Annotated in this window: 14 protein-coding genes; 10 read left to right on the forward strand and 4 right to left on the reverse strand. The window is 64.8% G+C overall.

Annotation, left to right across the window (positions count from 1 at the left end; translation table 11 throughout):
- Positions 1-45 precede the first annotated feature (45 nt).
- From GGR40_RS12895 to GGR40_RS12905, 3 genes are read left to right on the forward strand one after another with little or no spacing between them, the layout of a single operon-like run.
- Entirely contained in the window at positions 46-1254 is a 1209-nt protein-coding gene (locus GGR40_RS12895) for a CaiB/BaiF CoA transferase family protein (protein WP_429276644.1), read from the forward strand.
- The gene (locus tag GGR40_RS12900; protein ID WP_429276645.1) at positions 1251-1607 is read left to right on the forward strand and encodes a Zn-ribbon domain-containing OB-fold protein; all 357 of its coding nucleotides are present in this window, start codon (positions 1251-1253) and stop codon (positions 1605-1607) included. The genes GGR40_RS12895 and GGR40_RS12900 overlap by 4 nt, the downstream gene beginning before the upstream one ends.
- Before the next feature lie 2 nt (positions 1608-1609).
- Positions 1610-2761, forward strand: coding sequence for an acetyl-CoA acetyltransferase (locus GGR40_RS12905; protein WP_429276646.1), 1152 nt, complete (start codon positions 1610-1612; stop codon positions 2759-2761).
- A 33-nt stretch (positions 2762-2794) separates the two neighbouring features.
- Here GGR40_RS12905 and GGR40_RS12910 read toward each other — a convergent pair whose 3' ends face one another.
- Positions 2795-4153, reverse strand: a complete 1359-nt coding sequence (locus GGR40_RS12910; protein WP_429276647.1) for a spinster family MFS transporter — start codon at positions 4151-4153, stop codon at positions 2795-2797.
- Complete coding sequence (locus tag GGR40_RS12915) at positions 4150-4608, reverse strand: VOC family protein (protein ID WP_429276648.1); 459 nt, start codon at positions 4606-4608, stop codon at positions 4150-4152. The genes GGR40_RS12910 and GGR40_RS12915 overlap by 4 nt, the downstream gene beginning before the upstream one ends.
- Before the next feature lie 99 nt (positions 4609-4707).
- Here GGR40_RS12915 and GGR40_RS12920 point away from each other — a divergent pair, with 99 nt between their 5' ends.
- The 6 genes from GGR40_RS12920 (at position 4708) to GGR40_RS12945 (ending at position 9697) form a co-directional block, all read left to right on the forward strand.
- Entirely contained in the window at positions 4708-5478 is a 771-nt protein-coding gene (locus GGR40_RS12920) for an enoyl-CoA hydratase/isomerase family protein (protein WP_429276649.1), read from the forward strand.
- A 170-nt stretch (positions 5479-5648) separates the two neighbouring features.
- Complete coding sequence (locus GGR40_RS12925; protein ID WP_429276650.1) at positions 5649-6875, forward strand: aromatic ring-hydroxylating oxygenase subunit alpha; 1227 nt, start codon at positions 5649-5651, stop codon at positions 6873-6875.
- 56 nt (positions 6876-6931) lie between these two features.
- Positions 6932-7726, forward strand: coding sequence for an SDR family oxidoreductase (locus tag GGR40_RS12930; protein WP_429276651.1), 795 nt, complete (start codon positions 6932-6934; stop codon positions 7724-7726).
- Positions 7723-8196, forward strand: coding sequence for a VOC family protein (locus GGR40_RS12935; protein WP_429276652.1), 474 nt, complete (start codon positions 7723-7725; stop codon positions 8194-8196). The genes GGR40_RS12930 and GGR40_RS12935 overlap by 4 nt, the downstream gene beginning before the upstream one ends.
- 104 nt (positions 8197-8300) lie before the next feature.
- The gene (locus GGR40_RS12940; protein WP_429276653.1) at positions 8301-9203 is read left to right on the forward strand and encodes an acyl-CoA thioesterase; all 903 of its coding nucleotides are present in this window, start codon (positions 8301-8303) and stop codon (positions 9201-9203) included.
- Complete coding sequence (locus tag GGR40_RS12945) at positions 9200-9697, forward strand: MaoC/PaaZ C-terminal domain-containing protein (RefSeq protein ID WP_429276654.1); 498 nt, start codon at positions 9200-9202, stop codon at positions 9695-9697. Before GGR40_RS12940 ends, GGR40_RS12945 begins: the two co-directional genes overlap by 4 nt.
- On the opposite strand, the gene GGR40_RS12950 is transcribed toward GGR40_RS12945, so the two are convergent.
- Positions 9698-10828, reverse strand: coding sequence for an oxidoreductase (locus GGR40_RS12950; RefSeq protein ID WP_429276655.1), 1131 nt, complete (start codon positions 10826-10828; stop codon positions 9698-9700). It lies immediately after the preceding gene.
- The gene (locus tag GGR40_RS12955; RefSeq protein WP_429276656.1) at positions 10825-11631 is read right to left on the reverse strand and encodes an SDR family NAD(P)-dependent oxidoreductase; all 807 of its coding nucleotides are present in this window, start codon (positions 11629-11631) and stop codon (positions 10825-10827) included. The genes GGR40_RS12950 and GGR40_RS12955 overlap by 4 nt, the downstream gene beginning before the upstream one ends.
- 271 nt (positions 11632-11902) lie before the next feature.
- Here GGR40_RS12955 and GGR40_RS12960 point away from each other — a divergent pair, with 271 nt between their 5' ends.
- The gene (locus GGR40_RS12960; protein ID WP_429276657.1) at positions 11903-13159 is read left to right on the forward strand and encodes a cytochrome P450; all 1257 of its coding nucleotides are present in this window, start codon (positions 11903-11905) and stop codon (positions 13157-13159) included.
- The last annotated feature ends 12 nt before the right edge of the window (positions 13160-13171 follow it).

Consider the following 13171-nt stretch of genomic DNA (forward strand, 5'->3'; position numbering starts at 1 on the left):
AAACGGACTTGGCAATCGCTGCAACACCCACACTGGAGAACTTCGATGAGCGGTAAAGGCAAAGGCCCTCTGGCGGGAGTCAGGGTGCTGGATCTTACCAGCGTGCTGATGGGGCCTTATGCGACGCAGATCTTCGCGGACCTTGGCGCGGACGTGATCAAGGTGGAAAGCCCGCAGGGCGACACCACGCGCTTCATCCCGCCGGGGCCCGACGCCTCGCGCGGGGCGATGTTCCTCAACGTCAATCGAGGCAAGCGTTCCATCGTGATGGACCTAAAGCAGGCAGAAGCGCGCGCGGCGCTCCTGAAAATGGCGCAGACTGCCGACGTGTTCATCCATTCGATGCGAGCCAGCGCGATCGGGCGGCTGGGGCTGGATTATGCAGCGCTCAAGGCCGCCAATCCCAGGATCATCTACGCCAACCTCTACGGCTTCGGGCGCAGCGGCCCTTATCGCGACTATCCGGCCTACGACGACATCGTGCAGGCCGCATCGGGCATCGTCGACCTGCAGGCACGCCTGTCAGGCGGGCAGCCCACGTATGCCGCCACCGTCATAGCCGACAAGGTGGCCGGGCTCACCGGCGCCTACTCGGTCATCGCCGCGCTCTATGCCCGCGAGAAGCTGGGCGTGGGTCAGGAGATCGAGGTGCCGATGTTCGAGACGCTGGTGTCCTTCGCCATGGTCGAGCATCTGTGCGGGTCGCTGTTCGTTCCGCCCGAAGGCCCGCCCGAATACCCGCGCGCCACGTCCGAAGCGCGGCGGCCCTATCGCACGGCGGACGGCTACATCGGCGTGATGATCTACAACGACAAGCACTGGCGCGCCTTCTTCGATGTCCTGGGCAATCCCGAATGGTCACAGGATCCGATGTTCGCATCGATGCGGTCGCGCACGCAGAATATCGGCGCGGTTCTGGCAAAGGTGGCCGAGGTGATCGAGACCCGCTCCACCGATGAATGGGTGGAGCTGTTCCGCCAGGGTCACATTCCCGCAACCGCGATCAAGAGCCTGTCCGACCTGCTTGCCGATCCGCACCTTGAACAGACCGGATTCTGGCATGAACGTGAAACGCCCGAAGGCACGCTGCGTTTTCCCGGCATCCCGACCGCCTTTTCCGAAACGCCCGGCGCGATCGGCGACCCCGGCCCTGCGCTGGGCGGGGAAAGCCTGGACGTGCTGGCAGAGGCCGGCTTCTCCTCCGAAGAAATCGCTGACCTTCAGGCGCGCGGCGCGGTACAGGTCGCGGGATGAGCCCCGAAATACATTGGCGCACGGCGCTGGCCGAGGGACGCATCCTGCTCCAGCGCGCGCCGGACGGCAGCGCGGTGTTCCCTCCCCGCCTCGCCGCGCCCGGAAGCGGGGAGCCGCTGGAATGGTTAGAGGCATCTGGCCTTGGCCGCGTCTACACGCTGTCCTGGATCAACCGCAAACCGCCTGCCGAACCCTATAACGTGGCACTGATCGACCTTGACGAGGGCGCGCGCCTGATGAGCCGGGTGGAAGGGGTCACCCCGGAGACGCTCGCTATCGGGATGCGCGTGCAGGCCTTCGTCGACCACGGCGGCGATGCCCCGCTGCTGCTGTTCCGACCGGTGGAGGACTGAGCATGGCCGACACGTTCCCCCGCGCCCGCACGGCCATCGCCGGCCTTGCCACCTTCGGCCTTGGCGAGATGCCGGGCTACAGTTCGATGGAACTGACCGCACAGGCCGCGCTGCTGGCCGTGGCCGATGCCGGGCTGACGTTGTCTCAGGTCGATGCGCTGTTCATCTGCCAGCCCGACGACTTCTTCGCCGGCCTGTCCTTCGCCGAATACCTTGGCCTGCAGCCGCGCTATACCGACAATAACCGAACCGGCGGCTCCGCCTTCATGAGCCACATGGCGGTGGCGGCGATGATGCTGGACGCGGGCTACATCGACTGCGCGCTGATCGCCTACGGATCCAACCAGCGCAGCATCGGCGGCAAGCTGGCCACCCGGATCACCAGCAACGGTTGGGATGCGCCTTACGCGCCGCTGTTCCCCCTTACTTCCTATGCGCTGGCCGCCGCGCGGCACATGCACGAATACGGCACCACCCGCGAAGACCTTGCCGCCGTGGCGCTGGCAGCGCGGGCCTGGGCGAACACCAACCCGGAAGCCTTCGCCCAAGGACCGTTGACGCTGGAGGACTGCCTTGCCGCGCGCATGGTCAGCACTCCGATCTCCGTGCGCGACTGCTGCCTCGTCACCGACGGCGCGGCGGCAATCGTGATGACCCGTACCGACCGGGCGCGCGATCTGGCCCGACCTCCTGTGCCGGTGCTGGGCGCGGCGGCAGCTACGTGGTGGAATTCTATCGCGCAGGCAAAGGACGTCACCGTTACCGCCGCCCGGGAATCGGGCGCTCGGGCAATGGCGATGGCAGGCGTGATCCCATCGGACGTCCGCACGGCACAGCTCTACGATGCGTTCACGATCAACACGATCCTTTTCCTCGAAGACCTGGGCTTCTGTCCCAAGGGCGAAGGCGGGCGCTTCGTCAGCAGCGGCGCCATCGCGCCGGGCGGCAGCCTGCCTGTAAACACTAACGGAGGCGGCCTGTCGTGCTGCCATCCCGGCATGTACGGCCTGTTCGCCATCATCGAAGCCGCCCGCCAGATCAGGGGCGAGGCGGCGAACCAGATCCCCGGCGTCGATGTGGCGCTGGCGCATGGCAATGGCGGCACCCTGTCCAGTCAGGCAACGGTGGTTCTGGGCAGCATGGCGACGGTGTGATGCCCCCGCTCTGCTCGCTACCCAATGTCCCCGTCACTGCAACGCCAGCACCCGCCGGTATCCTTTCAGCGCCCGGCTGACGAAGAACGCCGAGGCCGCGCTGGCAATGGCGCAGGTGACGGAAAGCGACAGCCCCACGCTGCGCTCGTCCGCGAAGACGTGGTCAGTCAGCAGCGCCACGAGGGTCGGTGCCGCACCCAGCCCCATCACGCTGGCGACGAACACGTAGACCGATGACGAAATACCGCGCATCCGGTTGGGCGTCACCATCTGCAAGCCGGACGACGCCAGTGCCTGTGGCAGGGAATAGGTGAAGCTCGCCAGCGTGGCCACCGCGATCGCCATTTCGTAGGAAGGCACTAAAGCGAGCGCGAAAGAGATCGGGATCAGCGCCAGCGCCGCAAAGAACGGCACCCGCATCAAGGCGTCGATATAGCCGCGCCGCTGCATCCAGCCGGCGATGACCGGCCCTGCCAGCACCCCGATCGAGCCGGTGACGAGGACCGCAACCCCGTACTGCACGCCCACCGTAGCAGCGCTGGCTCCGAAGCGGCGCATCAGCATCGCCGGCATCCACGCGGGAAAAGCGTAAAGGACGATCACCAAGGATGCCATCCCGGCGTAGAAATTGCCGTAGAAATCCCGCCTGTCTGCAAATGTGCGCCAGACCTGGGCGAAGGGCATCTGCGCGCCATCGCGCGGAGCCAGCTTGCGGATGGGTTCGCGGATCCGCAGCATCATCAACGCGATAAGGACGCCGGGCAGTCCCGCGACAAGGAAAACCACCTGCCACGGTCGCAGCGCGCCTAGATAGGGGACCGCCGCCAGATCCCAGCCTTGCGCCGCTTCCAGCAGCAGCCCGCCGAAGATCAGGGCGATGCCGCCGCCGATGTAAGGGCCCATCAGGAAGATGCTGAAGGCCCGCGGGATCATGCGTGTGGGGAAGCTGTCGGCGATGATCGACCACGCCGCCGGGGTGATGCTCGCCTCGGCGCCGCCAACTGCCGCGCGGGCGAAGAACAGTTGCCAGTACCCGCGCGCAAGGCCGCAAAGGCTGGTGCCAAGGCTCCACAGCATTGCCCCGCCGATCAGGATGCGCTTGCGGCTGCCGGTATCCGCCAGCCGCCCGAACAGCGGGCTGAACAGGATGTAGGCGGCAGTGAACGCCAGCCCCTGCAACAGGCTGAGGCGCGTGTCGGAAAGCCCGAAGTCCGCTTTCAGCGGCGCCACCAGCAGGTTCAGCACCTGTCGGTCCACGAAGCTGGCAGTATAGGCCAGCGTCAGCACGAAGATCAGGTACCATGCCGCCGCGCTGGGCGCAGGCTCGGGGTCGATGACCGGCGCGGATGTCTCTTGGGGCTGCTCCGCGAGAGGGATCGCAGCGCCGCTCATGCGTTGATCCAGGCTTCGATCATCGGGCGGACCGGTTCCCCCACCAGCTCCAGAACCGGCCTTCCTTCCCGCGCCAGATAGGCCATCTGTCCGTAACGATGCTTGGGAGAAGCGCCGGCGGCGATGAGGCGCCAGCCTTCGGCCAGCAGCGCCTCCACATCGGCTCCGACATCGTGGCTCCACGCACCGACATGTGCCTTAGAGACCGCTCGCAGCGCATCATAAGCGCCGCCCGCCCGTGCCTGTATCAGTTCGACGTGGATCGGTCCCTGCCGCGAATAGGTGACCTCAAGATGTGCTTCAGACCAGCCCGCCTCGGGTAACCATACGCGTATTGGATCGAACTGGCGGACAGGCACCCAATCGACTCCAAGTCCTTTTCCAAGATCCGTCATCGCGGCATCTATATCGTCGACGATGATACCGTGGTGATACAGCTTTTCAAAAGCTTTCAATTGACCCTCTTCCCGTATTATCGCTTTTTATGAACTTGCGGCGAATCGCATGATGCACATGGAACTGCCATCGCCGCGTGATCTGGGGAGATGACTGTCATGGCCGGCCTTATCGTGGAGCGTCGCAGCGCCGTATGCCTGCTCACCATCGACCGCGACCATGCGCGCAACGCGCTCGACGCGGCCACCTCGCGCTTGATGGACCAGGCGATCTCTGACGCAGAGGCCGATCCGAAGGTCGGCGCCGTGATCGTGACCGGCACCGGTAATCGCGCCTTCTGCTCCGGCATGGACCTCAAGGAAGCCGAGCAGATCGGTGCGGGCCATGGCCTGATACCAGGGCGCGGCTTTGGCGGCATCACCGAACGCCGCCGCTCCAAGCCGCTCATTGCCGCGATCAACGGCACCGCCGTCGCGGGCGGCTTCGAGATCATGATGGCCTGCGACATGGTTTTTGCCGCCGAACACGCTCTGATGGGGCTGAGCGAGGTGAAGCGCGGCCTTTTCGCCTTTGCCGGAGGGATCCAGCGGCTGGCCACGCAGGTGCCGCGCGCCACGGCGCTGGCCATGATCATGACCGGTGAACTGCTGCCCGCGCGCCGCCTCTACGAACTTGGCGTCGTCACCGAAGTGGTGCCGGGCGACGCCCTGCTCAACCGCGCGCTGGAGGTGACACAGGCGATGTTGGTGAACAGCTGGCAGGCCATCAACAACGGCCGCGAGCTTTACGAACTCTCCACCGGAATGAACACGGGGCAGGCGCTGGCAGTCGGCAACGCCTGGGGCAAGGCCACCCTTGCCAGCGCCGACAGCCGCGAGGGAATCGCCGCCTACACCGCCAAGCGGGATGCGCAATTCGGCCAGGGCTGAGGCGCCCGACTGTCTAGGCGACGATATTACAATCACTGTTGACTGTTTTATCGCGCCAGCGGTAGGATCGCAAGCATCGCAACGGCAGAATCAAACATTCATGTATGTTTTGATTATGTCGCCGCCCGCTTCGCACGACGACGGAGCGTAAGGCAAGGGAGAGAAGGCCGATGCTCGATCTGGTCGCAGATCAAAAGCCCGAGAACGATTTCGCGCGCATGGAGTATGAGCGTGATCGCAAGGGGCCGCCCGACGGCTTTCCCAAGCTGCCCGACATTCCGGGCACGCGCTACACTGACCCCGAATTTCTCCGGCTGGAAAAGGAAATGATGTGGGACAAAGCCTGGCTCTATGCCGGCCATGTCGATCAGATCCCCAATCCCGGTTCGTGGTTCCTCACGCGCAATTCAGGCGTCCCGATTATCGTGGCCCGCACACTGAAGGGCGAGGTGAAGGCCTTCTACAACACCTGCCAGCATCGCGGCGCCCCCCTCGTCACCGAAGAAGCGGGCGAAGGGCGCGGCTTCGTGTGCGGCTATCATGGCTGGAGCTACACGCTGGACGGCAAGCTGACGGCAGTGCGCGACAAGCGCGATTTCGTCGATCTCGACATGTCGTGCCGCTCGCTCGTGCAGGTGCGCTGCGAACTGCTTGGATCGCTGATCTTCATCAACCGCGATGCCGACGCCCAGCCGCTGATCGAGCACATCGGCCCGATGGCCGAGCAGCTTGAACAGTTCGAACTGGACAAGCTGCGCCTTGTCGACAGCCGCAGCTACGAGGTGGACTGCAACGTCAAGGTGCTGCTCGACGCGTTCCTCGAAGTGTACCACCTCAAGTCCATCCACATCAACACGGTGGACCGCTTCCTCGATCACCGCGCCATGATCGTCACTCTCTGGCCCGGCGGCCACAGCCGCATGGCGACACCGAACCGCCGCCCTGACTGGGTCGATCCCGGTACCGTGGGGATGCCGACGATCGCCTCGATCACGGAGTTCCCGGCGAACAACAATGTCAGCTACCAGATCTATCCCAACTTCATCATGCCGCCTGCGCCCACCGGCATCCCGATCCTGCAATTCTGGCCGATCGGAACCAAGCGCACGCGCGTTGTCTCAAGCTGGCTTGCACCCGATCACGACCCCGACAATCCCCATCCCCTATGGCCCACCCGCCTCAGCAACTGGGAGCGCATTCTCTACGAGGATCTTCAGTATGCGCCCCAGATCCAGGAATCGCTGGAAAGCCCGGGGTTCAAGGGCATGCCGCTCAACTACCAGGAGCGCCGCATCTATCACTGGCATGAAGAGCTGGACCGCCGCATCGGCCTGAACCGGGTGCCGGAACACGCCCGTGTGGAGCAGGTGCTGGACGACTGGGTGCAAAAGGACTGAGGCGCAGCTGCGCGCAGGACCGCGCAGCCGACAATACGTCATACGGGAGAACATGCATGGCCGATCTGGCAGGGAAAGTCGCTGTCGTCGCGGGCGCGGCGAACCGGGACAACATGGCGCAGGTGATCGCCCGCCGTCTCGCCGCAGACGGTGCGACAGTGATCGTCGCGGGCCGCAAGTCTGAGGAACTGGAACGCCTTGCTATTGAGATCGGCGGGCTTGCCGTGACCGGGTGCGACCTTACCGACGAAGCGGCCCTGGCCCGGCTCGGCGATGCGGCCCGCGCCACTTACGGCGGCGTCGATATCGCCGTGAACGCCACGGGATGGGGGCTGCTGAAGCCCTTTCTGGACACCACCAAGGCCGAGATAGAGCAGATGACCGCGCTGCAATTCACCGGTGCGATCCTGTTCTATCAGGCCATGCTGCGGGTGATGCGCGACCGCGGTTCGCTGATCCAGATCTCGTCCGCCACGGCTTCGATCATGCTGGAGGACCACGCCGCCTACATGGGCACAAAGGCGGGCGCCGACCATGTGATCCGCTGTGTCGCCAACGAATTCGGCCACCGCGGCATCCGCGCCAACTCCGTCGCGCCCGGTTTCACCGCGACGCCGATGACCGAGAAGGCCGCCAGGAACACCGCCATCATCGATACGTTCGCCAAGGAATACCCCCTGGGGCGCGTCGGCACCAGCGAGGATATCGCCGAGGCCGTGGCATGGCTGGCCAGCGACGCCTGCTTCATGAGCGGGCAGGTGCTGCAAGTGAACGGCGGTCTAACCCTGCGCCGCAACCCCACCAACGCCGAGATCGTAACAGCGGTGAAGGCCGCAAGGGCTGCAGCGTGATCCGCGGCGTCCACCATCTTGCCATCTCCACGCCCGATCTCGATCGGTTCGTGGATCACTACCAGCGCTGGTTCGGGTTCGAGCGTGCCGGCAAGGAAGGCGGTTGGCAGCCCGGAAACGAGCGCATCGACATGATGGTCGGACTCAGGGACAGCAGTGCGCGCTATGAAATGATCCGCCTTGGCAACCTGCACATTGAGGTGTTCGAGTATTCCAGCAACGACCCGCAGGACGTGCGCCCGCGCATGTGTGACCGGGGCATCACGCACTTGTGCCTCTATTGCGACGACGTCGTTGCCGAGTACGAACGGCTGTCGGCATTGGGCATGGCGTTCAACTGCCCGCCCGGCGGCTCAGCGGCGACGCGGGCGACCTACGGCAGGGACTGCGACGGCAATGTCGTCGAACTTCTCCAGATCGTCGATCCCGACTGTGGTTTCGGCTTCGAGACACTGCGCGTCGCAGGCTGACCGGGCGCATGAAAGCATCGCCCTGCACTTGATCCGGCACCGCTGCCGGTCTTTAGAGGAATGGTGGAACGGCATCTCGCACGATGACGCAAACGGATGAAACCTTGCTCGAAACCAATCCCTACATCGACGACCCCGAACAGGAACGCCGGCTGGCCTACGACTTCGAGGAGATCGGCCCGGACCAGTTCCACGTTGCCCCGGTTCCCAGCGGCCTGCTGCGCCTCTACGGCGGCATGGCGCTGTCGCAAAGCCTTGCCGCCGCGCAGCGGACCGCGCCGCCAGACAAGATCGCGCATAGCCTGCACGCCTATTTCCTCCAGCCCGGCCTGATCGACAGGCCCTTGGAGTTTTCCGTGACGCGCGAAAGCGACGGGCGCAGCTTTTCCAACCGCACCATCCGCATGACGCAGGACGGCGCGCCGATTCTCAACATGATGGCATCGTTCAAGGCGCCCGAACCTGCTGCCCGGCACGGCTTCACCATGCCAGATGCGCCCGAGCCCGAAGGTCTGACCAGCCTGGCAGAGCTTGTCGCGCGGTACGGCGATCGCATGCCTGCAAGGCACCGCCCGTTCTGGCGCCGCCGCCAGCAGGTGGACTGGCGCCCGATCGGCATGTTTCCCTTCGACGAGCGCGAGGTGCGGCCCCCCACCCGCAACTTCTGGTTTCGCTTTCACGGCACCATTGACGGACCGCTGCACGTACAGCAGCGGCTGCTGGCCTACGCGTCCGACCTGCACATCTTCCACACGGCGCTGGGACCACTGGGTATCGGCTGGGCAAACGACTTCCTGCAAAGCAGCAGCCTCGATCACGCCATCTGGTTCCACGACGAATTTCGCGTGGACGAATGGATGCTCTACGCGCTCGACAGCCCGGCCGCGTCGGACGCGATGGCGCTGGGGCGCGGCAACATCTTCCGGCGCGACGGCACCCTTATCGCCACCGTCAGCCAGCAAGGGCTTGCCCGCATGCTGGAAGAGAAACGCGAAGGAAAACTGTGACGCAGCCTTTCGTTCCCGCCAGACCCTTTCGCACGTTCGAGGATCTTGAGCTCGGAGAGTTCCGCAAGTCGGCGTCGCGCACCGTCACACGCGAGGAGATGCTGAATTTCGCGCGCAAGTACGATCCGCAGTGGTTCCACACCGACCCCGAAAGCGCACAGGAATCCGTCTTCGGCGAAGTCGTCGCCAGCGGCATCCATGTGCTCGCGCTGTGGCGGCAGATGGACCATGAGATCAACTGGGACATCGACTGGGTTTGCGGCGTAGGTTGGGACGAACTGCGCCTGAAGCGGGCCATCCGTGCCGGGGATACGATCCATGTCACCAGCGAGATCGTCAGCCTTCAACCCTCGACAACCCGGACCGATCGCGGCACCGCGATGACGCGATACGCCGTGGTGCTGGACGACGGGACGGAGGCGGTGACGTTCACCAGCATCAACCTCGTTTATACGCGCGACGGCAGGGCCCGGATGGTGGCTACTGCCCGCTGACTACTCCAGCGCCGCCAGCATATCGCGAGCGAAGGGGCGCAGGCGGTGCGCTTCACCCGCGCGCACGAGAGCAGCCCAGTCCGGATTGGCAATCATCGCCCGCCCTACCGCGATCATGTCGAACTCACCCTGTGCAATAGCCCGGGCGACGGTCTCGACGTCACGGCTGCGCGTTGCGCTTTCAGCGATACCGCCGGTCGCTTCTGTCTTGCCGGCCTTGAAGTCGTGCTCCAGTGTTACCGAGCCGACCGCTATCGTGGGCTTGCCCGTAATCTTGCGGAACCAGCCCGCCAAAGTCAGCGGATCGCCTGCAAAGGCCGGCTCCCAGAAGCGCCTGGTGGAACAGTGAAACGCATCCACCCCCGCCTCCGCGATAGGCACCAGCAGAGCTTCCAGGTCGGCCGGGCTCTGCGCCAGGCGAGCATCGTAGTCGAAGCTCTTCCACTGCGACATGCGCAGCACGAGAGGAAAGTCACCCCCGCCTGCTATCTTGCACGCGCGGACAAGTTCGGCGACGAAGCGCGTCCTTTCACGCACGTCACCGCCGTAACCGTCGGAGCGGCGGTTGGTGCGGTCCCACAGGAACTGGTCTGGCAGATAGCCGTGCGCGCCATGGATCTCGACCCCGTCGAAGCCTGCCTGCCGCGACGCCGCCGTGGCTCGCGCGAAGTCGGCGACGGTATCGGCGATGCCGCTCTCGTCGAGCGTTTCGCCGCCGATCTCGCCGGTGCCCAGTAGCCCGGACGGGCCGACGCGCGCCGGACGTTGCTTGATCGTCTGCGGATTGACCTGGGTCGGCGAGTCCTGCACGCCGACATGCCAGAGTTGCGGCATGATGCGCGCGCCCGCGCCCTGTACCGCCTCCACGATGGCGCGGCAGGCAGCCAGCGTTTCGGGTTGATAGAACAGCGGTATCGGCCCGTCATGCGCTCCGGCTGCGTTGACCGCCATACCTTCGGTGATGATCAGTCCCGCCCCGCCCTCGGCCCGGCGGCGGTAATAGGCGGCGACGTCCGCGCCTGGCACGCCACCGGGGGCGAATTCGCGCGTCATCGGCGCCATGGCGATGCGGTTGGGTATCTCCAAAGTGCCGATGCGCAGCGGCTTGAACAGAGCCTCCACCTCGCTCATCCTGCATCCTCCTGCCGCATCACGGTAGGCGGCAGGCGCGTCGAGCCGCCGTCGGCCAGCCATCCCCCGTCCGCCACCAGTTCGGTTCCGGTGACGAAGCTGGCATCGTCGCTGGCGAGGAACGCGACGCAGGCCGCCATCTCATCCGCCGTGCCCATGCGGCCCAGCGGCTGAAGCCCGTCCATCGCCGCGCGCGCCGCCTGCCGATCCGGCGCGGACGACAGCCGCCGTTCGTGGATCGGCGTGTCGATGGCGCCCGGATGCAGGGAGTTACAGCGTATCGCGCCATATTCGCCGGCACAGCGCACCGCGACCGACTTCGTCAGCAGCCGTATCCCGCCCTTGGTGGCGTTGTAGGCGGGCGTTTGCGCCATGCCGATGAAGCCCGCCATCGAGGAGATGTTGACGATCGAGCCGCATGGCCCGCCCGGATTACCCCGCATCGCCAGGACGCCATGCTTGCAGCCCAGCATCGTGCCGGTCAGGTTGATCGCCAGCATCGTATTCCAGTGGTCGAGCGTAACCTCCTCGATCGGCTGCGCGCCGGTGATCCCGGCATTGTTGACCAGGATGTCGAGCCTCCCGAACCGGGCCACGGTTTCGCTCATGGCGTCGATCCATTGTGCTTCGTCCCGCACGTCGTGGATCATGCACAGCGCCGCGCCATACGCGCCTTCCGGCTGCGCGGCGATGTCGGTCGACACCACCAGCGCGCCCTCAGCCGCCAGCCGCGCGACGCAGGCGCTGCCGATTCCCTGCGCCCCGCCGGTAACGACAGCGACGCGACCTTCCAGCCTTCCCACGGCAGGCTCCTTATCAAAGTCCTTTTGCCAGACACGTATCGCGCGCAAGAGCATAAGGCAATCGACTTACTGTCGATCTTTGATGGCGGACCTCAGGTGAACTCTTTCACACCGCCGACCAAGCCAGTAGGCGCATCTTTAACGCAGAGGCTATGGTAACGACCGCATTTGAACATCTTTTGGCCAAGCGCGCCATATGCCAACATTCCGGTTTTAATCTTAAGTCAAACGCACTAAGCTTTCTGCCATAAAAATGGGAGAAGATACGGACATGACCGATCTCGACGCGCTAGATCGTCTGCAGCAATTCAGCCTGCTCGACCCCATGACGCAGAGCGACCCTTTCGCGATGTACGATGCCATGCACGAGGCGCCCGGCATCTACCGGATGCCCGAAACCGGCTTCTACATCGTTTCCCGCTATGCCGACCTTCGCGCGGTGCTGATGGATGCGAAAACCTTTTCCAACAAGGTCGATCGCGCCTCGCTGCAAGGACCGGAAAACGCGGAAAAGCTGCGCGTCTACATGGAGGAGCGCGGTTGGCCGCATATCTCCACCCTGCAACGCACCGATGCGCCCGATCATGGCCGCTACCGCAAACTGGTGGACCGCGTGTTCACTGTGGGGCGCGTGCGCGAAATGACGCCGCACATCGAGGAAACCGCACATCGCCTGATCGATGGATTCGCCGCGCGCGGCGAGTGCGACTTTATCAGCGAGTACGCGATGCTGCTGCCCGGCACGATACTGGCGGAAGAAATGGGTCTGCCGTCGGACCAGGTGGCGACGTTCAAGAAATGGGCCGACTCCATGCTCGCCCCGGCGTCCTACGTGATGGACGAGGAGCAGTTGCTGCGCAACGCGGACATCGAACTGGAAGCGCAGCATCATCTTGCACGTCTGTTCGAGGAACGGCGGGAAAACCCCACAGGCGACTGGATTTCCGCGCTGGCGACGGCGCACAACGAGAACGAGGAGCCGCTGTCGATGGCGGAACTGCAAAGCGTGATGAGCCAGCTCATCGGCGGCGGTTTCGAATCGACTATGACGGCCATCGGCCATGCGCTGATGCAATTGCTGAACCACCCCGATCAGATGGCGCAGCTGCGCGCGGACCGCAGCCGGATCAAGAACTTCGTCGAGGAAGTGATCCGGTACGAAAGCCCCACCCAGGGCCTGCGCCGCCGCGCCACACGCGACGTCGAACTGAGCGGCACGCTGATCCCGGAAGGCTCGGTTGTGATCGTCCGCTACGGCGCCGCCAACCGCGATGCTGCGAAGTTTGCCTGCCCGCACATGTTCGACATGGCGCGCAGCAATGCAGGCACGCACCTTGCCTTCGGGGCGGGCGCCCACTTCTGCGTCGGGGCGGTTCTGGCCCGTCAGGAAATCGCCATCGGCGTGCTCGCGATCCTCGACCGGCTGGAGGATATCGAGCTGGTCCGACCGCTGACAGAACCGATCCATCGTGCCAATTTCCTGACGCTGCCGCTGCGCGAACTGCCCATCCGTTTCCGCGCACGCTGATCGAGGGCCGCT

It is taken from the genome of Novosphingobium gossypii, assembly GCF_050433305.1.
Classification (GTDB): domain Bacteria; phylum Pseudomonadota; class Alphaproteobacteria; order Sphingomonadales; family Sphingomonadaceae; genus Novosphingobium; species Novosphingobium gossypii.

Coding starts and splice junctions, on each gene's coding strand:
- GGR40_RS12895 (WP_429276644.1), top strand. CDS start 46: ATGAGCGGTAAAGGCAAAGGCCCTCTGGCGGGAGTCAGGGTGCTGGAT.
- GGR40_RS12900 (WP_429276645.1), top strand. CDS start 1,251: ATGAGCCCCGAAATACATTGGCGCACGGCGCTGGCCGAGGGACGCATC.
- GGR40_RS12905 (WP_429276646.1), top strand. CDS start 1,610: ATGGCCGACACGTTCCCCCGCGCCCGCACGGCCATCGCCGGCCTTGCC.
- GGR40_RS12910 (WP_429276647.1), bottom strand. CDS start 4,153: ATGAGCGGCGCTGCGATCCCTCTCGCGGAGCAGCCCCAAGAGACATCC.
- GGR40_RS12920 (WP_429276649.1), top strand. CDS start 4,708: ATGGCCGGCCTTATCGTGGAGCGTCGCAGCGCCGTATGCCTGCTCACC.
- GGR40_RS12925 (WP_429276650.1), top strand. CDS start 5,649: ATGCTCGATCTGGTCGCAGATCAAAAGCCCGAGAACGATTTCGCGCGC.
- GGR40_RS12930 (WP_429276651.1), top strand. CDS start 6,932: ATGGCCGATCTGGCAGGGAAAGTCGCTGTCGTCGCGGGCGCGGCGAAC.
- GGR40_RS12950 (WP_429276655.1), bottom strand. CDS start 10,828: ATGAGCGAGGTGGAGGCTCTGTTCAAGCCGCTGCGCATCGGCACTTTG.
- GGR40_RS12960 (WP_429276657.1), top strand. CDS start 11,903: ATGACCGATCTCGACGCGCTAGATCGTCTGCAGCAATTCAGCCTGCTC.